The organism is Bacillus sp. 103mf (assembly GCF_900116295.1).
In the GTDB taxonomy this organism is placed as follows: domain Bacteria; phylum Bacillota; class Bacilli; order Bacillales; family Bacillaceae_G; genus Bacillus_A; species Bacillus_A bruguierae.
Window position 1 is genome coordinate 98,742 of sequence record NZ_FPAF01000001.1, and the last position, 20,716, is coordinate 119,457.

Below are 20,716 nucleotides of genomic sequence, written 5' to 3' on the forward strand. Positions count from 1 at the left end.
ATCCAAGTTACACCATAAAGATTGATTTTAGAGTTACTTTTTGTTTACTTCATTTTTTACAGCAGATTACCACTTTAATTAACAGGCTAATAAACATGTTAATAGTTACAAAAAATACGGGTTTTTGATAACGAATCTTATTATTTTATAACAATTTACCTTGCACTCTATGACAGAAACCTTGTGACTATGCTTTATACAAAGTGACAAATTTGTAAGAATACAAGCTTAATTTGTAAGACAGATACATGTCTTCTTTAACCATATTCTTCTAAAATATTTAAATATCCGTTGTCCTTCACGCCCGTCTCTCGTTTATGTTGTATACAAAAGACATATGATCTAGTACACCAACAATGTATAAGGAGGAATTAAAGTACATGAAGACATTTACGTGGCAATGCAAACGATTTACTTTTATGTAGCCAGCAACAGCTATATGAAAAGCATAAATTTAATCAAGGAGAATCGGTAATGAAATCATCAATAAGACTTTGTATGTTAATGATTGCTATAATTCTGGCGGTTAGTGGCTTCATACCCAAAATAGCTAACGCTGAATCAAGTGAAAAAATTCAAAAGATCGAACAGTTTGTTGAAGAGCAAAGAAGCATTAGTAAAATTCCAGGGATATCGTTAGTTATTGTAGAGAAAGGGAAAACGGTTTATCAAAAAGGCTTCGGGTACGCTGATGTAAAGACGAAAACACTTGTGACCTCTAATACGTTATTTGAAATCGGATCTACAACGAAAGCATTTACAGGTCTAGCCATTTTACAATTAGAAAAAGAAGGGCTGTTAAAACAATCAGATGATGTCCGGAAGTATATCCCATGGTTAGAGTTAAAATATAATGGAGAACCGCAGACGATTACTTTGAATCAGCTGCTTCATCATACCAGCGGGATAGCTTCTAATTCTATAACACAAATTCCTGAAAGTAATGCAGATAACGCCCTTGAGTTAACCGTAAGAAAATTACTGAATCAGCAATTAAACCGAAAGCCAGGTAGCTCTTTTGAATATGCGACAATCAATTATGATATACTGGGACTCGTTATCGAGAGCGTAACAAAGCAGCCCTATGATATATATATGAAAAAACAGATATTAGAGCCGATCGGTATGAAAGACTCGTTCGTTGGGTTGCATCAAGTTCAGTCCACTGAAATGGCTTCTGGTTATAAAAGAGGATTTATGAAAGAGCAGTATTACACGCCGCCTATTTATCGGGGGAACATACCAGCGGGATATCTTATCAGCAATACGAATGATATAGCGAAATGGATGAAAATACAATTAGGAAACGATCCGAGCAATACAATCGACAAGCAGCTCATTCAAGAATCGCATATCCCTGATCAGTCAGTGGAGCCTTTCGATAAGGATACCTACTATGCCAGCGGATGGGCAGTTATGAAAAAAAACGAAAAACAATATATTTTCCATGCCGGAGAGAATCCAACATTCACCTCATATTTCATCATGCAGCCCGATGAACAATTAGGGGTAGCAATTCTGTCCAATATGAATACGAACTTTACAGCAGCCATAGGTGAAGGCGTGATGGATCTATGGGAGGGAAACAATGTTACTAATCATCATTCCGATAACTATCAAAAGTTAGATAGATTCGTGACTATCCTATGTATTGTAGTCGGCTGTTTTGGTTTATTTTTTATCCTACTATCGCTAAGAATAATACGGAAGCTCGTTAGAAAACAACGAGTTAGGACATCATTAAACGCAAAGAGGATCTTGTTATTATCCATTCATACGTTGATTGTAGCTGCAATCTTGACGCTTACAATCATGTTTCCGAAAATTTTACTTGGAGGATGGTCTTGGGCATTTATTAAAGTATGGGCTCCAACGACGATTCCAGTGTTTACTTATAGTGTTATAACAGTAAGTATCATTTATTATTTATTTGGATTATTGCTTGTTTTCACCAAGAACATGAAATTAAAGACGAAATAGATTTCACCTAAACAACTTCAGCAATAATGAAGTAAGTAGAATACAAGGTTATCCAAAACATCATTTTTTACTGATGTTTTGGATAACCTCTTAAATATTTTCGTTTAAACGGCTAAGCTTATCAGGATTCGCCACCATGTAAATGGAATTGATTTTCCCTTCTTTAAACTCAAATGAAATTACGTAGGCTAGGTAACCGTTAATCATAACAACAATTCCCGGTCCACCGTTAACCTTTTTAAATTTGAACAAAGCACCTTGAGGTAACCTTTTAATTACATTCAAGAATAGGTGTGAAATTCGATCCGCAGTATAAATAGGTTTAAGTGCAGTTGTAACTTTCCCACCACCATCTGCATAAAAGATTGCGTCTTTCTGCATCATTTGAATCATTTCTGAAATTTCACCGTTTTGCAATGCCGCAGTGAACCTTTCTACATAGTTACTAAATTGCTGATAATCTTGTTGGTAAACATTCGGTTCATATACAAGGCCTTTCTTTGCTCTATGAAATATTTGCCGACAGTTTGTGCTGCTTTTATCCACCATAGAGGCAATCTCATCATATTCGTATTGAAAGACTTCTCGTAAAAGAAACACCGCTCTTTCAACTTCAGATAACTGTTGCAACAACATTATATAGGCGGTGGATAAAGATTCCTTCATAAAATATGAATTAGCCGGATCATCAAGGTAATCTTCCACAATCGGTTCAGGAAGCCATGTGCCCACATAAGTTTCTCTCTTGTGGGCAGCAGACCTTAAGTGATCAATACAACAATTGGTCGTAATTTTACACAAATAGGCTTTTACGCTTGTAATGTACTTGTAATCTTTAAGTTTTGCAAAAGTAACGAATGATTCATGAACAATATCTTCTGCATCCATCACACTTCCTAGCATTCGATATGCCAGAGAAAAAAGCAGTGGCTTGTAATCTTGATAAATTTGTTCTAATTCCATCTTCTTTTTCTCTTGATTCATACTAACACCCAATCTTTTTTCAATATGTGTAATGCTGCACGTTTCGCGCTTGCAACAGCTGCATCGACCAATAATTCCTCGTCTCCTGCCCAATCTCCTGCTATATAAAGGCCCTTTATTTCTGGAACTGCTGGACCTGGTTTTTCCGTTCTACCGGTATGAGGAAAATTATGCACAACGGTTATTTTAGGTAAATATTGCTGTTCGACCACTTCTTTTTGCCAGCCTGGATGAAGCAAATCCATTGTATGTTCTAATTGTTGTTTATCTGTTCGAGAATCTATCGAAATTCTATTCAAATCATGATATTTAACCAAGGAAACTACAGATGTTCCGTCATTACTCAGCTTTGCTGCCCTGGATTGATTTGTAAAGGCGACTGGTTGGTCAAGCCCCAGCACAAATTGATGATTTATATTAGGTAACGTTTTTAATCCTAAATCGTAGCAGGATGCGGTTACAGGAATTGCTTCCTCCTTCCAACGATACAGGGAGGTTTTTTCAACATGGGGCACAAGACGACATGCTTCGTTAGGAGGTGTTGCAATAATCACACTTTCTACATCAAACGATTCTCCATTCGTACAACTCACTCGTTCAACTTGGCCATTGTAGTCAATACTATTCACATTCATAGATTCAAGAAGTTTAACACCAAAACTAACAGCTTTAGACCTTAATTCGGTTACAATAGATTCCCAACCATGGTCGATATAGAGAACACCTTCTTTTATCCCCCTCTGGATCTGCCTTACAACTGGGCGAGCTAGCTGTATACTTGGAGCATATGTTAGAGTGGTTAATCTACATAATGCATAAAAGAAGTGGCGTACCATTGGATCAATGATTTCCCTTTCTGCCCAAGCTTGCACGCTTTCATTTGAAACCGAATTCACATCCATTTTACTGAGATGAAACATAAGCTTTGCAAGACGGACCTTCCCTAAACCATTAAGAAATTGCTTCGAAAATAAGGAACGTAAACCCATCGGTACTTGATAAACCTCATTTTTCCAAATAACATGTGCACCCGTAGACGGTTCATTTCCCTTGATTGTAATCCCGAGTTCATCAAATATCTTCATTGCTTCACCGCCTTTATAAAGGGCATGTGCACCTAGGTTCATGAGAACGCCATTTTTATTAATGGTCATCGACCGTCCTCCGTATCGGTCTGATTTTTCAAGCACCACTACCTTCTTACCTTCCTTTGCTAGAAAAAGAGCAGCTGTTAATCCAGCAAACCCACCACCAATAATGGCAACATCAAATTTATTCATTTAAATCCCTCCTATTCTTTTCATTAATCAAGACGTATAGAGGGTTTCAATTGTGACAAAAAAACTTAATTTATGAAAACTTTTTTTTGGCCGAATATACGAACCAGTTTACCTGTGGGCTATATTCATTATTGGACATATGGTGGCACAATTCGCAGATACTACCTTTACTTGCGGTATCCATCATGTAAATAGTTATTTCACAATCTTGCCCTTTAACGGAACAACTTTATGTCACTCAACTAAAGGGCCAGGTTGTTGAAGATAAAGGGAAAATAAAAATAATTATAGAAATGGATACAACCAGCATCGCGCGATATTCAAGGAGATGGGAATATCTCTAGTTAATATCTATACATTGTCTTTTATATATAAAATAACTATGATAAAATATCGAATAGATTATTTTTTCTAAAAATTCAAATATATTTTAGTTAAGGTGGTGAAATACTTTGGAAAGATCGTAATGGAGGGTTTTTTAAAGCATATGTTTTTGTCTTACATAACAAATGGCACTTTTAATCTGCTTTTTTATTACTATATTTGATTCACAAAAAATGATATACAAAACACCTACTACAATTGCACTACAAGATCTATAAATGGGGGACACATGATGAAGAATAAATATAGATATTTTATCATTTTTATGATTGTTCTTATGACGATTATTAACTATATCGATCGAGGCGCCATGTCTTACGCACAAGCTGCCATTATTAAAGAATTCAACTTGAATCCAGTAAGCTGGGGAGCAATTCTTGGCTACTTTGGATATGGGTACATATTTGGCGCTTTATTTGGCGGAGCGCTTGCAGATAAAAAGGGACCGAAATTTATGTGGATCCTAGCAGGTACAAGCTGGTCAATCTTTGAAATTGGAACGATTTTTGCTGGGCAATTGGGCGCTGCACTATTTGGCGGTTCAGCATTAGCTGGCTTTGCTGTGTTTCGTGTATTGTTCGGTTTTGCAGAAGGTCCTACACTTTCAACGATGAATCGTACCATGGCAAACTGGGTATCACCAAAGGAAAAAGGATTTGCGGTCGCACTTGGATTAATTGGAACACCCGTCGGTGCTCTCATTACCGCACCAATTGTTGTTGGTCTTCTCTCTGTTACAAACTGGAAGGTCACATTCATTATTTTAGGCGTTGTCGGGTTACTATGGGTATTTGTATGGGCGAAAGTGTTTACGGATTTACCAGAAGATCATCCGAACGTATCAAAAGAAGAATTAGAAGAAATTCGAAGTACAGATGGCTTGCTTGATGGGGAAAGTCAATTAGAAAATAAAGAACAAACCCAGATCCCTTGGTATCATTTTTTCAAAAACCCTTCCTTAGTCATGAATGCCATTGGATATTTTGCGTTTTTATATGTGAATATTTTACTACTTACGTGGACACCAAAATATCTACAAGATGAATTTGGATTTTCATTAGCTTCGCTTGGGTTTTTAGGAATGACCCCATGGATTGGTGCGATATTCACAGGACTGCTTGGCGGGAAAATTTCTGATAAAATACGAGAAAAAACAGGGAATTTGCGCCTAGCAAGATCTTGGTTTACCGTTGCATCTTTATTTTGCACTGCTGTTTGTTTTATGCTGATTCCGACTGTAAAAAGTCCTGCAATGGTACTAACTTTAATGTGTATTGGGAATGCATTCAATTACTTACCTAACTCAATTTACTGGACGGTTGTATTAGATACAGAGCCCAATAAGGCAGGTACATTTGGAGGTGTTACGCATTTCATTGCCAATCTTGCGACAATCCTTGCACCGACCTTAACAGGAAGCCTTGTTGCAAAATATGGATATCAAGCCATGTTCCTTGCTGCCGCAATTGCAGTCGTTATTGGTATGCTGGCCATGGTATTTGTGAAACCAGGAAAACAGCAATCTTCGTCTCAAGGTGCTGAAAGTTTAAAAGCATAATAAAGCAGTTCTTCTAATAGTAACGGGTTCGGATTTGAAATACAAAATTAAAAATGACCATTCAAAAATAGGTGCAATTAGCACCTATTTTGCATTTATTTAGCAATTAAATTAATACTTTTGATAATATCAGTTTATCACTAATTTGTCCTAACGGTTTCTTGGAGTTTTTCCATTACTCTTGATAAAGCTAAAATTGAATTTGTTGTTTCGAGTTCTCCAACATTTAAGGAATGATTTGCATTTTGAATTACATCAACTTTTAAATTCGCTTTACTTAATTGGTCAATTTGATTTGCATTGTAATAATGATCTTTATCCCCGATAACGAAAAGACCTTGATGATGACTATTCAAGATTGAGTCAAAGATTGAATCAAAATTTATTAGAGGAGTAAATAAAATCATTTTTGACTTTAGGAATTCTTCTCTCTTCATTAGGTCATTCGCGATTGGTATTGTTCCGAGTGATTTTCCTAAAAAAATAGAATTGTTATATTGTCCATTTTTTAAAACATCTAAAATCACAGGATTAATATCATCCATCATTATTTTTGTTATCTTTTCAATATTGTTTTTCGTTGGTTGCTCATTATAGGAGTAATGGATATGGACAATATCAATTTTATTTTGGAGCATTGCCATTGTCGCGTAATAAAACAATGGTTTATCGTAATTGTAACCTGAACCTGAAAACATAAAGCAAATCGTTTTGAAACCCCTTTCTATATGTGTATAACGAATCGTCTTGTCGTTTGTTTGTATCTCCTTTTTATTTCCTTTCATCATTTTCCCCTCCAAAACTTTTATAATATTACAATATAAATTACCAATTGTTTTTATTTCATTTATGTCAAAGACCTTTTTATCAATTCAAACATTTTAAAGTTGAGAAAAATATTTTCATCTCTAACTCTACAATCCATGTCCTCAAAAGTTACTAATTAACCTATATCTTCATGTAACATTCCCTGTTTGGATTGTAGACTTGTAGCCATCTATCAGCTTCACTAACCATCCATTTTCCAAATTCATTTAAAAATAATAATAGTACTTTTGTATCTATTATAGGTGTTATTGCATATTCAAGTGCTTTTCTCATATCATGTTCCTTTTCAGGGAAATATTTCAAAAACAATTTATAAGCAGGATATAAATCTCTTGTATATGTGTTTTCTTTCGTTATAACAAGTGCAAGTCCAGCTCTTACTATAATTTTCATAATCCACTTGCAACAATCTTTAATATCCTCTATGTCACAATTATTTTGAAGGTCATCACAAGCATTTTTAATTTGAGCTTCTAAGTGAATAAGATGGTCATTTGCTAAAGCTTCGTTAGCTTTATATTTTGGTAATTGAGGTATAAAATCCTCCCCAAATACACATATTCCATTGGTTTTAAGTATAAAACTCATTATAGAAAAAGATGAAGAATTTAGAATATCTTCTATGGAATAGAAGCTTAGTTCAATACCATCTACACAATCATATTTTTGATTTAACCTGTGTTCTATTTTTTTCACCCAATTTAACTGTATTTCAGTAGGGCGTTGCTTTGTAACCGCTATTGTATCTAAATCAGCCACACCTTCAATGCCTATCCCTTTTGGAATTGATCCTCTTATATATACACTATGTAAATCATCTTTGAGATAGGTAGAATAAGCATGAATCACATCATGTATTACAGGTAAAAAAATAGGATTGATTTTCTTCTTATCCGACTGGTTGATAATATGCCCCTCTTTATCTACCATACATAGACTTCCGATATCTTGAATAACAGTCATTCTATCGCCCCTATTACTATTTTAAAAATGTATTTGTATTTCTTTATTATATTCAACCCAATTTTGATCACTAAAAAGCATGATTACCACCGATATATTTCTTCCCCCCATTATAAGTTAGTTTTATCCGCCCAAATTCAGAATTCGCGATTATAAAAAAAGGGAACTACTCAGCTATACCTTTTAGAAATTTAGAAAAGGGTATGGTTCTAGTGAAGATGTGTCCCTCTATTACTTATAAAGTGAAGCTTCCATCAGTGACGCTTTTCTCACTGATGGAAAGCCCGTCCAATCAGGCCTTTACTGGCAGTTATCCCCCACCTATCTTCTTAAGAAAAGCGGAAGCGGCTCGCTTAGAATCTCAGGACGTTGGAGCACCCGGCAAAGAGGCGCTTTTTTCCTCGTCCGAGGGGGCGAAACGACCGGAGATTCTAGCCGCTAGAGCTGGACAACGTTCCTCTCTGCATCTTGAGGTGGGGGTCTTACTGCTCGTTAATGCGGGATAAATTCATTTTTTGGTATATAGACTGCTGTCATGCAAACAAGGGCAGGAGCCTGCTCTTATTGTCTACTTTTGTTTTCAAACCTTGCACGTGGTAGGAAAAGGCCCTGACCGCTCCTATGCATCTCCACTCCCTCTCGCCCACTAAAAAAAATGCTTTTCTGCCTTTTTTTATAAAGTAGTTGAGTAATTACAAAAAAGAGAAGATAACTTTCGTCACCTTCCCATTTCCATACAGTGTAAATATTTATACTAATCTAGAAACTACTAAACTACTGTTCATTTAAAATCATTGACATCTAAACTTAGTTAGAAACCTTAGACTCTTCTAATTTCTCACGAAGAACCATTTGTAAGATACCGCCGTGACGGTAGTAGTCGATTTCTACTTCGCTGTCGAAACGTGCTACAACTTCAAATTGTTTTTTGTTTCCTTCTGAGTCAGTCGCAACTACTTTTACAAGGTCGCGTGGTTTTACTGTTTTATCAACTTGAATTTCAAATGATTCTTGACCAGTAAGACCTAATGTTTCTGCACTTTCGCCATCTTTAAATTGCAGTGGTAATACACCCATTAATACAAGGTTACTGCGGTGGATACGCTCGAAGCTTTCTGCGATAACTGCTTTAATGCCTAATAGGTTTGTACCTTTTGCAGCCCAGTCACGTGAGCTTCCCATACCGTAGTCTTTACCAGCGATAACAAGAAGACCTGTACCGTCTTGTTTGTATTTCATTGCTGCATCATAGATAGATGTCACTTCGCCTGTTGGCCAGTACGTTGTGAATCCACCTTCTGTGCCAGGTGCGATTTGGTTTTTAATGCGGATGTTCGCAAATGTACCACGCATCATAACTTCATGGTTACCACGGCGAGAACCGTAAGAGTTGAAGTCAACTGGCTGTACGCCATTTTCTAATAAGTAACGGCCTGCTGGTGTATTTTTACCAATAGATCCTGCTGGTGAAATATGATCTGTTGTTACAGAATCACCAAATTTACCAACTACGCGCAGTCCTGAAAGTGTTTCTACTTCACCTGGCTCTTTAGATAATCCTTCAAAGAACGGTGGGTTTTGGATATATGTTGAGTCATTATCCCAAGTATATAACGCTTCGTTTGAAGTTTGGATTTCATTCCAACGTTCATTGCTGTTAAATACTTGTGCATACTCTTTCTTAAATAGTTCAGATGTTACTACGTTCTGTACTACTTCTTCGATTTCTGCCGCTGTTGGCCAGATGTCGTTAAAGTAAATTGGGTTGCCGTTTGCATCGTTACCGATTGCATCATTTTTCAAGTCGATATCTACTGTACCAGCAAGTGCGTATGCAACTACAAGCGGTGGTGATGCTAAGTAGTTTGCTTTTACAAGCGGATGAATACGACCTTCAAAGTTACGGTTACCAGATAATACTGATGTTACTAATAAGTCATTTGCAGCAATTGATTCTTCTAATTCTAGTGCTAATGGACCAGAGTTACCGATACAAGTTGTACAACCATAACCTACTGTTTGGAAACCTAATTGATCTAAATAAGTTGTTAATCCAGACTTATCTAGGTATTCAGTAACAACTTTAGATCCTGGTGCTAATGATGTTTTTACATAACCAGGTACCTTCAGGCCTTTTTCAATTGCTTTTTTCGCAACTAAACCTGCACCAATTAATACATATGGGTTAGATGTATTTGTACAGCTTGTAATCGCAGCAATTGCAATTGCACCTGTTTTCATCGTTACTTCTTCATCTTGTAATACTACTTTCACTTCTTTATCAAATTCTTGTTCTGTGAAGCCAAACCCTTGGTTACCAACTGGTGCCACAACAGCTTTACGGAAATCATCTCTCATGTTAGAAAGAGGAATTAAGTCTTGTGGACGTTTCGGACCAGAAAGGTTAGACTCGATTGTATTTAAATCAATTTCAACAAGATCTGTATAAATTGGATCTTGACTATCCGCTGTATAGAATAAGCCGTTTGCTTTACAATATTCTTCAACGATGCGAATTTGTTCTTCGCTTCTTCCTGTTAAACGTAAGTAATCTAATGAAATATCATCGATTGGGAAGAATCCACAAGTTGCGCCGTACTCTGGTGCCATGTTAGAAATTGTTGCACGGTCAGCTAATGGCATGCTTTGTAAACCGCTACCGAAGAATTCAACAAATTTTCCAACTACGCCTTTTTGACGTAATACTTGTGTTACTTTTAATGCAACGTCTGTTGCTGTTGTACCACTTGGAAGTGTACCCGTTAATTTCACACCGATTACTTCTGGTACTGGGAAGTATGAAGGCTGTCCAAGCATTCCAGCTTCTGCCTCAATACCGCCAACGCCCCATCCAAGAACACCGATACCGTTAATCATCGTTGTATGAGAATCCGTTCCTACTAATGAATCTGGGTATGCAACAAGTTCACCTTCAGCATTTTTCACTGCATGAACAACTGGTGCTAAATATTCAAGGTTTACTTGGTGAACGATACCTGTTGCTGGTGGAACTGCACGGTAGTTATCAAATGATTTTTGTGCCCAGCTTAAGAATTTATAACGTTCTTCATTACGTTTAAACTCTAAGTCCATGTTAAATTGAAGCGCATCTGCTGTACCTGCTCTATCAACCTGTACAGAGTGGTCAATAACAAGATCAACTGTAATTTCTGGATTGATTTTATCAGGATCTCCGCCCATATCTGCCATTGCTTTACGAAGAGAAGCTAAGTCAACAACAGCTGGAACTCCTGTGAAGTCTTGTAAAATAACGCGAGATGGTTTAAACGGTACATCGATATCTTGAATATCTTTCGTTCCCCACTTCGCTAAATTTTCAACATGTTCTTCTTTAATAACGCGGCCATCAACTTGACGAAGTACTGATTCAAGTAATACTTTAATTGAATAAGGTAACTTAGAAACATTACCTACCCCTGCATTTTCAAGCGCTTTCAAATTATAATAATGATACGTGTTTCCATCTACTTCAAATGTTGCGCGAGCGTGAAATGGATTGTGTTTTACCATTATGGTTACCCCCCTGTTAAACGTGACTAAAATTGTCTGAATATAAAATGTAGACAAATTTTTCAATACCTTACGATAATATATTATTACAACTTAATGGATAAGTAAATAATAAGAAACTTATAGTTTCCCATAAGTTTTCTTTATACCTTCGTTGTTGTATAATAATTTTCTCGTTAACAGATACTATTCCTGTAAAGTGAAACTTCTTTTTAAAAGATATTTTACTTTATAAATAAGTGGAACAATTCAAGTTCTTATAGCCAATTAGGGGGAATAGTAATGGGAAAACGTAAAGCAAATCATGTCATTCCTGGAATGAATGCCGCCTCTGCACAAGGACAAGGTACAGGATACAATGAGGAATTTTCGAATGAGCCATTAACACCTGCACAACGCCAAAACAATAAAAAACGTAAAAAGAATCAATAATTCAAAATCCCAAAAGATAATCTTTTGGGATTTTTTAATGCTTGTACTTTAATAACTCTGATACTTTCACAAATCGATATCCTTGTTTTTGTAACGCTGGCAAAATTTCTTTTAATGCTTCAACAGTTTGGCTTCTATCGGTTCCGCCATCATGCAGTAAAACAATATCACCACTTCTTGCATTGTTTAGAACATGCTTTACAATTTTATCTTTTCCAGGATTAGACCAATCCTTTGGGTCTTGATGCCAAGACCATAATACGATTTGATATCCTGCTTCTGTCGCTGTTTTAAACACCGATTCATTAATATAACCACCAGGCGGACGGAAAAGGAGTGGTTTCTCTACCCACTTTTCCAAATATTTTTTTCCCTCTAGAATATCATTTTCAAGCTTTTGGCCTGTTGCACTGCGTGCATACAAATGGTTCATTGTATGATTCCCAATTTCATGACCATCTTTTAATACTTGTTCGATTAAATATGGATTACGCTGAATTCTGAAGCCAATCATAAAGAAGGTTGCTTCAGCGTGGTATTCGCGTAATGTTTTTAAAATTTGCGGTGTATATGTAGGATCCGGACCATCATCGAAAGTAATTGCTATTATTTTTTCATTCGTTGGTACTTCCCATGTTACATAGCCAGTTGGCTCTAACTCTTTTCTCATTAACATTTTTGCATCAACTTTTTCAATTCCCATCAAGCTTAACACTATGATTAGACAACTGATTATAATGCGGTTCGTTTTTTTAATCATTATTATCCCTTTTTATGTGAAAAGGCTGCTGAGGACACTCAACAACCTATTAATCACGTGCTTCCTCCACATTTTGCATAATATGTTGCAACTCTTGCTCATATTGCTGTAATTGCGTTCGCTGCGTTTCAGAAGCGACTTCTAATGCATTTTGGATTTGTTCATATGCTTCTTGCACTTCTTGACGTAAATGTTTTAAGTCCTGGGCATAATTTGGATCGTTTTTCACAATGTTTTGATATAAATTTTCTGCATCTTCCGTTCCTTGCTGCGCAGCTTGAAATGCTTGTTGTTTATCCTTGTGGTACGGCATAATCATTCCCCTTTCTGTCTTTACTCTCCATTATCTTTTACCTTTTTCTCAAAAAACATTCTCGTATAAATTTATGAAGTTCTCTCATCCTAATATAAAGCGAAACTTTAAGCTGAAGTGCTCTTTCTCAGCTGATTCGTTTCGCTAATCAAGCTCTACCGTTTATCCAATTCATCACTGGAGCTTAATAAAAAGAGGGGTATTATAAATGGAAAAAAACAACAGCAAATCCATTCGTAAAAATTCACCGCAAGGACAAGTTTCTGGAGGACAACCAGAACCATTAAGCGGATCACACAAAGTAAAAAACCGTAAGCATTCACGCCAAAAAAACCATGCTCACCACGACATGTAAAAAATAGACAGTGCATGTGCACTGTCTATTTATCATATATTTATATTATCTCCTCTTCTTTTTTAAGCACATTTCCTCTTTCCTTTTCACCTCTATTTTCAAAGTGAATATCGTATTATGAATGAACTTTTACGGAGGTTTTCTTACAATGGGCAAGAAAAAGAAAAAAGACTGCCTTTTTCATGTTGATGGCTTTGAAGAATGGATGAATCAATTTTGCTCCGATTTATACGCAAACTCCCCCTCTCCAAACGATATTCACGTTGACCTTTTTGAAACAGAACAAGAATATATTTTAGAAGCTGATATCCCGAACGTAGTTGAGCAAAATATTCTTATTAAAAAGATGGAGACAGGCCTACAAATTAGTGTATCTAGTAATAATTCTGCATTGCAGCATATGATTTTCTTACCAGCCAATATTATATATAAAAAAATGTTAGCCTATCTTGAAAATGGCCTTCTTGCCATTCACATTTCTAAAACAGAAGCAGCGCAATTAACAGAACGAACCGTTCTCCTTACAAAATAATCGTATACAAATTTTCCAAGTAATATAAGAAATACCCTTTCTTTAACTAAAATAATGTATACGAAAAAAAGGTGGCTGACTACATTCATCCACCTTTTTCTTTCAAAACCTTATTCCTACATGTAAACTCACATTACATTTGTACTGCTCATGTTTTCTTCTATCGTTCTTTTACGAAGCAAACTTCTTGTTAATAAAAGAATCGGAAATGCAAACATTGAAAGAGTCGCCAAAATTGTAAAAATCACAAAACCACTCTGATAACCGTAATAATCTAACAGAGCTCCTCCAAACCATGGTCCAATAACAGCACCAATTCCAGAGAACCCCATCGCACCGAAATAAGTTCCCTTTAAATTTGAAGCTGCAATTTGATCAATAAACACATCTGTCATGGAAAACATTAGTACTTCTCCAATTGTAAATATGATTGTACAAACGAAAACAGCCCACATTGACCCTGCAAATCCAAATCCACATAATCCCGCACTAACAAGTAGTGTACCGATCATAATTGATACAAGCGGTGTATACCTTTTACAAGCTTGCACGATTGGATACTGGACGATAACGACAGTAACTGCATTTAATGTTAATGCGTAAGAAAACAACGTCACTCCATTTTCAAATACATGGGAGTTCGCGAAATATTGAGAAAGCGTTGATGAAAATTGCGCATATCCTGCTGTACTAATAATAATTCCAATTAACGCAACTAAAAAGACAATGTCTTTTCTTATAATGTGCAAAGAATCTATAAAAGTAGCTGCCTTTTTCTCTTCTTTTTTTCCTTCTTCAATATGATACTTTCGAAACTGTACTACAAGCACAATTGCATATAGAACATACACAACAGCTGTTATAAAAAATGGCATTGTTGATTTTGCACTGCCAAGCTGAAGACCAATAAGCGGTCCGATTGCAAATCCGACATTAATCGCACCATAGCGCAAGTTAAACACCATTAAGCGATGCTCTGGCTTTGTTAAATCGGATAATAAAGCACGGGACGTTGGTTCAAAAAATGAACGGCACATCCCATTTAGTGCATTTAGCAGGAAAAATGCAACAACATGCTCCGCAAATCCAAATCCAATGAAGACAAGAATCCAAACAAAAATAGAGGCTAACATAATCTTCTTTCGCCCATAACGATCTGATAAATTTCCGCCAATAAAACTTGCGAATACACCAACTAATGCGCTCGTTCCAATAATAGCTCCTGCAACTCCAGCTGATATTCCTTTTGCAGTCGTCAAGTAAATTGCTAAAAATGGAATGCTCATCGATGTTGCAAATCTTGCAAATAATGTTCCAATAATGATATTCATCCCGATTGGATGAATGTTCCTTAACTTCTCCTTCATCTCTTTCACCTTCTCTATATCTAAATGCAAAGAAAAAGAAAGCTGAAAAGCAGCTTCCTTTGAAAACATAATTTTCGTTTTCTTAAACACGAGCTGTTCGTTTCAGCTCCATATCAATACCATATGTAAACTGTAATTCTTTTAATACTTCCTCTACTGTAATATTCACATTATGTTTATTATTAAATTCTGCTACACAGTTCTCTACTTCTTCATGTGTATAAGCATATTCCCCAGAAATGAAACTTTTCATATCAAAACATTCATTAATACAAAGTTGAATTAGGAGCTGATCATACATAGAAACTATATCTTCTTTTTTCCAAAATAATTCTTTCACATATAATCGATCAAATGTTACACTTTCACGGTTACATTCTTTTAAATGACGGGTCATTTCATGCAATTCTCGGTATAGTTCAGAAATACTTGTGTTTAGATGAATCAGTTTGCGTACGCCATTTTCATACAACATATCATCCACCCCCGTTATGTTCCTTTTTCTCATTATAGCAAGAAAATTCCAAAAAGGAGAATTTTTCTTATGAAATATTAGGAAAATTATACGTATTGTTTTACAATAGAACTATATTTGTCCATTTTAATTTTTCCACATATAACTCGCTGCTATGTAGAATACAAAAGGACTGCTACTTGCTTTCTCCTTTTGTTTTAAACCTTGCCTGTGGCAGAAAAAAAGGCCCTGACCGCTTCTATGCATGGCCAGATGCTCTCGCTCACCTAAAAAGAAAGAGTGTTTTTAGGTCGATTTTTTAATTTGTATTTATATAGCTAAGTTTGAAAGGAGTAAGATTGTGAATCACAAATTATTTTATGCAGATTCATATTTACAAACATTTACAGCTCAAATCACAAAACAAATACGTGACAAAGACGACAAAGTCTATGTTGTATTAACACAAACAGCGTTTTATCCAACGGGCGGTGGTCAGCCACATGATACAGGGTATTTAAATCAAATTCCTGTTATAAATGTAGAAGAAATAGATGGAGAAATTCGTCATTACATTACTGAAGAGATACATGCAGATGAAGTAACGGGACATGTTTCTTGGAAACGTCGTTTCGATCATATGCAGCAACATGCTGGGCAACATATTTTGTCCGCTATATTTTGGGATCACTTCAACATTCCAACAATCGGTTTTCACTTAGGAAGAGAAATCGTAACAATTGATTTAGAAACTTCTGACCTTTCTTTAGAAACAGCTGAAGAAGCTGCTTATCTTGCTAATCAAATTGTATTTGAAAATCGGCCAATTACAGTTCAGTGGGTAAATTTAGAAGAAGCAAAGCAACTTCCTTTGCGCAAGGAACCAACCGTAACAGAAAATATTCGTGTTGTTATTATTGAAGATCTTGATTATAACGGATGTGGCGGTACACATCCAAAACAAACTGGTGAAGTCGGCCCAGTTCAAATCATCAATTGGGAGCGTCATAAAGGAAACATTCGCCTTACATTCGTTTGCGGCTGGCGTGCAATTGAACTGATGAAGCGCAATCAATCCCTCGTAAAAGATGCCACGCAACAATTACATAGTAAAGAAAACGATATCCCAAGCAAAATAAAGCAGCTCCTTTCTACTCAAAAGGAAACTGAGAAAGCGTTGCAAGCAGTCAACGAAAAACTCATTCTTGTAGAGGCAAATGAATTGTTACAGCAAGCAGAAAAAACTTCATTTGGGAAACAAATTGGTGTTAATTTTACAGATCGTTCTATGCAGGAACTTGCAAAATTAGCAGCTATCCTTACAGAAAAAGATGAATATGCCATTACATATTTTGTTACACAAAACGGCGAAAACTTACAATGCATTTGTGCATGTGGTCCAGCCGTTAAGCTAAATATGAATATCCTTTTAAAAGCAGCCCTTCCCCTTATAGAAGGAAAAGGTGGCGGAAATCCAAAAAGCGCACGCGGCGGCGGTAAAGCAACTGTTACAGGCGAAGTATTTTTATCGCACCTTATTCATATACAAGAAGAAACACAAGAAGCATAAATAGCTTCTTGTGTTTCTTTTATATGTGAAGACTCTTCTCTTTCAGAATATGAAGTAACTGATGATAAGAATCAATATAATAATCTGCGTCTTGAATTATCTCGTTTTGAAAAGCACATGTTGTGATTCCTAGTTTTGTAGCTGGTATAATGTCTAACTCACGATCTCCCACGACAAAATTAATAGAGTGTTTCTTTTGCATATGGATATATGCTTCCGGATTCGGCTTTTTAGGAAATCCATCTTCCCATCCAATAATTTCAGAAAAGTAGTGTAACCACCCATAATACTCTAAGATCCGCAGTACTTCCTGCCTCGAATTATGCGTTACAATGCAATTGCAATTCGCTCTTTGTAATACTCCTTCTATTCTAGGAAACAGTTGATATTCTGATGGATGCAAAGACCTTTCCATTTCTAATATTTGATCAATTTGTTGTTGTCATAATCCATAGTATTTTACTACATGTGTAAATAAAATCTTTAAATGGTTCATAATTTCATCTTCATGTATATTTTCTTCTACAACTCTTTTAAACATACGTATAAATACACAATAACTATCTACTAAGGTACCATCAAAATCCCACAATATATTTACATTCATACGCACTCTCCTTAGGATGTATAAAGTCCATGCCCATCAACTTAAGATTTTAAAGTACCCCCAAGATGAAATTTTTCTCGCCAAATTTATTTAGGATAATTAAGTTCACTTTTTTGGTTTTTGTTCACGAATAATAAAGTTGTTCAAAATAAAATGGATACTAAGAGATTTAGTGTCGTTTTTTCTATATCGTTTATAATGATTATATAGAATATTTGGTAATTGATATTTAACACAAAGACAATAGTAAGAATTAAAAAAAGGAGAGGTATTTATGGACATTGATTTATTAGTAAATCGGCCAGAGCATATAGAAGATGTTACTAAAATGGTTTACAAAAAATTTGTTATACCAACTAGTAGTAAAAAAACATATGAAGAAGTTGTCGATTTTTTTAAGGAAACATACGCAGATATATTTCCAATTACTTTTATAACGAATGTAGATGGTCAATGTGTAGGGACAGTATCAGTATTTGGAGACTTATCTAAAATTGAAAGGAGTGAAATGATTGAAACACTGTTCGGTTTTGTGCTAGCATGTATTTGTGTGGTAGATATGGCATATGACTTTCTAAAATAACTCTATAAAACAACTAAAAGGGGCATGACAACATCGCCATCCCATCTTTTTGTATTAGTAGTTATTGTTATACCTACTAATACAAAAAGGGGAAATATGGATAGTAAACATATTTCCGAATTTTAAAGCTTAATTCCAGATGCTTTTGCAATTAATTTTGGAAGGTCTGTATTATCATGTAACCCTCTAAACCATTCAAAATTCGGACCAAATGCATATACGGGATTATTAACACCTGTATGCCCAATAGTTGTCCACCCTATTACTGCATGTTCACTAATGATATCATTAATAGTCGGTTTCATATCTGCCGATTCCTTAATTCTTTTTATTTCTTGATCATTTAAATCAATATTTGCATACTGTTTTAACACTTCTTGTATGTTACTTTTTTCATTATTGATTTGCTTGGTCATAAAATCCCCTGAAGCATTTACATTACGCAAGATTTCAACATGTGTAGCAAAGACGCTTCCTCTCCCAATTGATAGCCCTCCAGTATCATGATCTCCCGCTATAACAACCAAAGTTTCTCCATCTTTTTTTGCATAATCAAGAGAAACTTTTACTGCTTTTTCGAATGCCTCAACTTCTTTCATAGCTTTTGCAGCATCATGCTCATGACCCGCATCATCTATTTGACTACCTTCCACCATAAGAAAAAATCCATTTTCATCTTTTTTTAACGTATTCAGAGCTAATGTTGTCATATCTTCAAGGCTTGGCTGATTGGTGTTTTCCCGATCTAATTCAGGTGACATTGCTTCATTAGCGAATAAACCTAATATTTTCCCTTTTGTTTTAGCTTTAACAAGCTGTTCATGCGTATCTATTAATTGATATCCTTTTTTTTGTGCCTCAGCAATTAAATTTCTTGTTGGTTGCTTTCCCCCTTCTGTTACAGGAAGAAAAAATTGTTTTCCTCCCCCTAAGAGTATATCAACATTGTTATCTACTATTTGAGTTGCAATATCCACTTCTTTAGCACGAGAAACTACATGAGAAGCAAAAGTTGCCGGGGTAGCATCAGTAATACTTGCTGTTGCAACTAATCCCGTTGATTTCCCTGCTTCTTTAGAAGCTTCAAGAATTGTTTTTAATTTCTCTCCTTGAGGCGAAACACTTACCATATCATTATTAGTTTTTACTCCCGTTGCCATTGCTGTTCCTGCTGCTGCCGAATCAGTCACTTGCTGATTTGCAGGATGTGTACGAATCATTCCAACAAGTATTTGATCCATCACTAAACCTGAACCTTTATACCAATAGTAACTGCTCGCATAACCTGCTGAAAAACCATCCGGGATTAAAAAGATTACATTTTTAACTTTCTTATTTACATTTCCATTTTTTGCAGATACTTTTTTATCAAAATGAAAATAAACTCCTGAAAATAATAGGCTAACTCCCAATACAATTGTTGCTACTTTTTTAAACATCATCTCTCCTCCAATTAAATATAAATCAATTGATTATTGATCTAATAAATAGCTTCATTAAGTATAAATATTTCATTCTCTTCATACTTGCCCTCTTGTTTAGTAGATTCGTATTACAATTCATAGTATAGAATATGCTATTGTAAATATGAATAACTCTCACCTAATTTTGGCTTTTTATATATTGAGAAAGTTTTATTCTTACTTAATCTTATCTCGAAGTACCCTTATAATAATTCCTTTAGTAGAGCTTATTTCTTTTACAATTCTTATAAGAGAGAAACATTTATTTATATAAACAAATAAAAAATACTTACTTATGTGAGTGGAGTACCTCCAGTAATGGGGGATGAGAAAGGTCCATTATCCAGGAAAAATAAACTGGAAAGGAATTAAAATAAAAAACAAACATAATTCTAATATACGCATATAACGAATTAACATCTGAGTGAATTGGTAACAATAGCAACGTTGAAACAAACAAAAAAGGTATAAGGTGTTCTTCTTTATTCTAATCAAGGAAATATTTATATAGCGAAAGCATTTCAAGTCTCAAAAAACAACAGAATGATTACAAGCACATCATAAAAAGGAAATTTGTATAATAACACCGTAATAGAAGATTTCTTAAAACATTTGAAAAGTAAAGCTTTTTATTCACCAAAAATAACAAGAGTATCTAACATAGTCGTGCGAAAGAGTGTACTAGCATACATTCATTACTACAATTGTATGCTAATTCAAGAGAATTTAAATTACCTGTCCCCTAAAAAATTTAGAGAACAGGTAGTTTAGT

The 20,716-nt window shown here is 35.4% G+C and carries 19 protein-coding genes and 1 pseudogene; 8 read left to right on the forward strand and 12 right to left on the reverse strand.

The genetic code is table 11. The features are described 5' to 3' along the window. Positions 1 to 474: 474 nt before the first annotated feature. Positions 475 to 1,980: a serine hydrolase domain-containing protein gene (locus tag BM350_RS00580; protein WP_090913243.1), complete on the forward strand. Its 1,506-nt coding sequence runs from the start codon at positions 475 to 477 to the stop codon at positions 1,978 to 1,980. 90 nt (positions 1,981 to 2,070) lie between these two features. Here the strand turns inward: BM350_RS00580 and BM350_RS00585 are convergent, their stop codons facing one another. Both BM350_RS00585 and BM350_RS00590 read right to left on the reverse strand, forming a co-directional pair. Continuing rightward, entirely contained in the window at positions 2,071 to 2,943 is an 873-nt protein-coding gene (locus BM350_RS00585; protein ID WP_090913693.1) for an RNA polymerase sigma-70 factor, read from the reverse strand. A 17-nt stretch (positions 2,944 to 2,960) separates the two neighbouring features. Next, on the reverse strand, positions 2,961 to 4,244 hold the full coding sequence (locus BM350_RS00590) for a phytoene desaturase family protein (RefSeq protein WP_090913242.1): 1,284 nt from the start codon (positions 4,242 to 4,244) through the stop codon (positions 2,961 to 2,963). Positions 4,245 to 4,860: 616 nt separating this feature from the next. Between BM350_RS00590 and BM350_RS00595 the strand changes: the two genes are divergently transcribed. Continuing rightward, positions 4,861 to 6,186, forward strand: coding sequence for an MFS transporter (locus BM350_RS00595; RefSeq protein WP_170857651.1), 1,326 nt, complete (start codon positions 4,861 to 4,863; stop codon positions 6,184 to 6,186). Between the two features lie 140 nt (positions 6,187 to 6,326). On the opposite strand, the gene BM350_RS00600 is transcribed toward BM350_RS00595, so the two are convergent. From BM350_RS00600 to acnA, 3 genes are all read right to left on the reverse strand, one after another. Further along, entirely contained in the window at positions 6,327 to 6,971 is a 645-nt protein-coding gene (locus BM350_RS00600) for an alpha/beta family hydrolase (RefSeq protein ID WP_090913238.1), read from the reverse strand. Between the two features lie 163 nt (positions 6,972 to 7,134). Then, complete coding sequence (locus BM350_RS00605; RefSeq protein ID WP_090913236.1) at positions 7,135 to 7,977, reverse strand: nucleotidyltransferase; 843 nt, start codon at positions 7,975 to 7,977, stop codon at positions 7,135 to 7,137. An 807-nt stretch (positions 7,978 to 8,784) separates the two neighbouring features. Next, on the reverse strand, positions 8,785 to 11,508 hold the full coding sequence (gene acnA / locus BM350_RS00615) for an aconitate hydratase AcnA (protein WP_090913234.1): 2,724 nt from the start codon (positions 11,506 to 11,508) through the stop codon (positions 8,785 to 8,787). A gap of 282 nt (positions 11,509 to 11,790) precedes the next feature. Here acnA and sspO point away from each other — a divergent pair, with 282 nt between their 5' ends. Further along, positions 11,791 to 11,940, forward strand: a complete 150-nt coding sequence (sspO, locus tag BM350_RS00620; protein ID WP_020063103.1) for a small acid-soluble spore protein O — start codon at positions 11,791 to 11,793, stop codon at positions 11,938 to 11,940. Between the two features lie 34 nt (positions 11,941 to 11,974). Here sspO and BM350_RS00625 read toward each other — a convergent pair whose 3' ends face one another. Together BM350_RS00625 and BM350_RS00630 are read right to left on the reverse strand one after the other, a co-directional pair. Continuing rightward, positions 11,975 to 12,700: a polysaccharide deacetylase family protein gene (locus tag BM350_RS00625; protein ID WP_090913233.1), complete on the reverse strand. Its 726-nt coding sequence runs from the start codon at positions 12,698 to 12,700 to the stop codon at positions 11,975 to 11,977. A 49-nt stretch (positions 12,701 to 12,749) separates the two neighbouring features. Then, positions 12,750 to 13,013 (reverse strand): hypothetical protein, encoded by a 264-nt coding sequence (locus BM350_RS00630; RefSeq protein ID WP_090913231.1) that lies wholly within the window; start codon positions 13,011 to 13,013, stop codon positions 12,750 to 12,752. 208 nt (positions 13,014 to 13,221) lie between these two features. On the opposite strand from BM350_RS00630, the gene BM350_RS00635 reads away from it, so the two are divergent. Together BM350_RS00635 and BM350_RS00640 are read left to right on the forward strand one after the other, a co-directional pair. Beyond that, the gene (locus tag BM350_RS00635) at positions 13,222 to 13,368 is read left to right on the forward strand and encodes a small acid-soluble spore protein P (protein WP_020063100.1); all 147 of its coding nucleotides are present in this window, start codon (positions 13,222 to 13,224) and stop codon (positions 13,366 to 13,368) included. Between the two features lie 148 nt (positions 13,369 to 13,516). Next, entirely contained in the window at positions 13,517 to 13,900 is a 384-nt protein-coding gene (locus BM350_RS00640) for an Hsp20/alpha crystallin family protein (protein ID WP_090913229.1), read from the forward strand. 128 nt (positions 13,901 to 14,028) lie between these two features. Here BM350_RS00640 and BM350_RS00645 read toward each other — a convergent pair whose 3' ends face one another. Next, positions 14,029 to 15,267 (reverse strand): MDR family MFS transporter, encoded by a 1,239-nt coding sequence (locus BM350_RS00645; protein ID WP_090913689.1) that lies wholly within the window; start codon positions 15,265 to 15,267, stop codon positions 14,029 to 14,031. A gap of 82 nt (positions 15,268 to 15,349) precedes the next feature. Further along, entirely contained in the window at positions 15,350 to 15,742 is a 393-nt protein-coding gene (locus BM350_RS00650; protein ID WP_090913227.1) for a hypothetical protein, read from the reverse strand. Positions 15,743 to 16,082: 340 nt separating this feature from the next. Between BM350_RS00650 and BM350_RS00655 the strand changes: the two genes are divergently transcribed. After that, positions 16,083 to 17,291 (forward strand): alanyl-tRNA editing protein, encoded by a 1,209-nt coding sequence (locus tag BM350_RS00655; RefSeq protein ID WP_170857627.1) that lies wholly within the window; start codon positions 16,083 to 16,085, stop codon positions 17,289 to 17,291. A gap of 19 nt (positions 17,292 to 17,310) precedes the next feature. On the opposite strand, the gene BM350_RS00660 is transcribed toward BM350_RS00655, so the two are convergent. Together BM350_RS00660 and BM350_RS26665 are read right to left on the reverse strand one after the other, a co-directional pair. Beyond that, positions 17,311 to 17,694: an HAD-IA family hydrolase gene (locus tag BM350_RS00660; RefSeq protein ID WP_170857628.1), complete on the reverse strand. Its 384-nt coding sequence runs from the start codon at positions 17,692 to 17,694 to the stop codon at positions 17,311 to 17,313. A 39-nt stretch (positions 17,695 to 17,733) separates the two neighbouring features. After that, positions 17,734 to 17,898, reverse strand: a complete 165-nt coding sequence (locus BM350_RS26665; protein WP_170857629.1) for an HAD hydrolase-like protein — start codon at positions 17,896 to 17,898, stop codon at positions 17,734 to 17,736. 274 nt (positions 17,899 to 18,172) lie between these two features. On the opposite strand from BM350_RS26665, the gene BM350_RS00665 reads away from it, so the two are divergent. Then, positions 18,173 to 18,481: a hypothetical protein gene (locus BM350_RS00665; RefSeq protein ID WP_175483364.1), complete on the forward strand. Its 309-nt coding sequence runs from the start codon at positions 18,173 to 18,175 to the stop codon at positions 18,479 to 18,481. Between the two features lie 122 nt (positions 18,482 to 18,603). Here the strand turns inward: BM350_RS00665 and BM350_RS00670 are convergent, their stop codons facing one another. Further along, a complete protein-coding gene (locus tag BM350_RS00670) occupies positions 18,604 to 19,923 on the reverse strand; it encodes an alkaline phosphatase (protein WP_348272189.1) in 1,320 nt (439 codons plus the stop codon). A 444-nt stretch (positions 19,924 to 20,367) separates the two neighbouring features. On the opposite strand from BM350_RS00670, the pseudogene BM350_RS27315 reads away from it, so the two are divergent. Then, a pseudogene (locus tag BM350_RS27315) lies at positions 20,368 to 20,715 on the forward strand (IS3 family transposase); the annotation flags it as partial. Position 20,716: the final 1 nt, after the last annotated feature.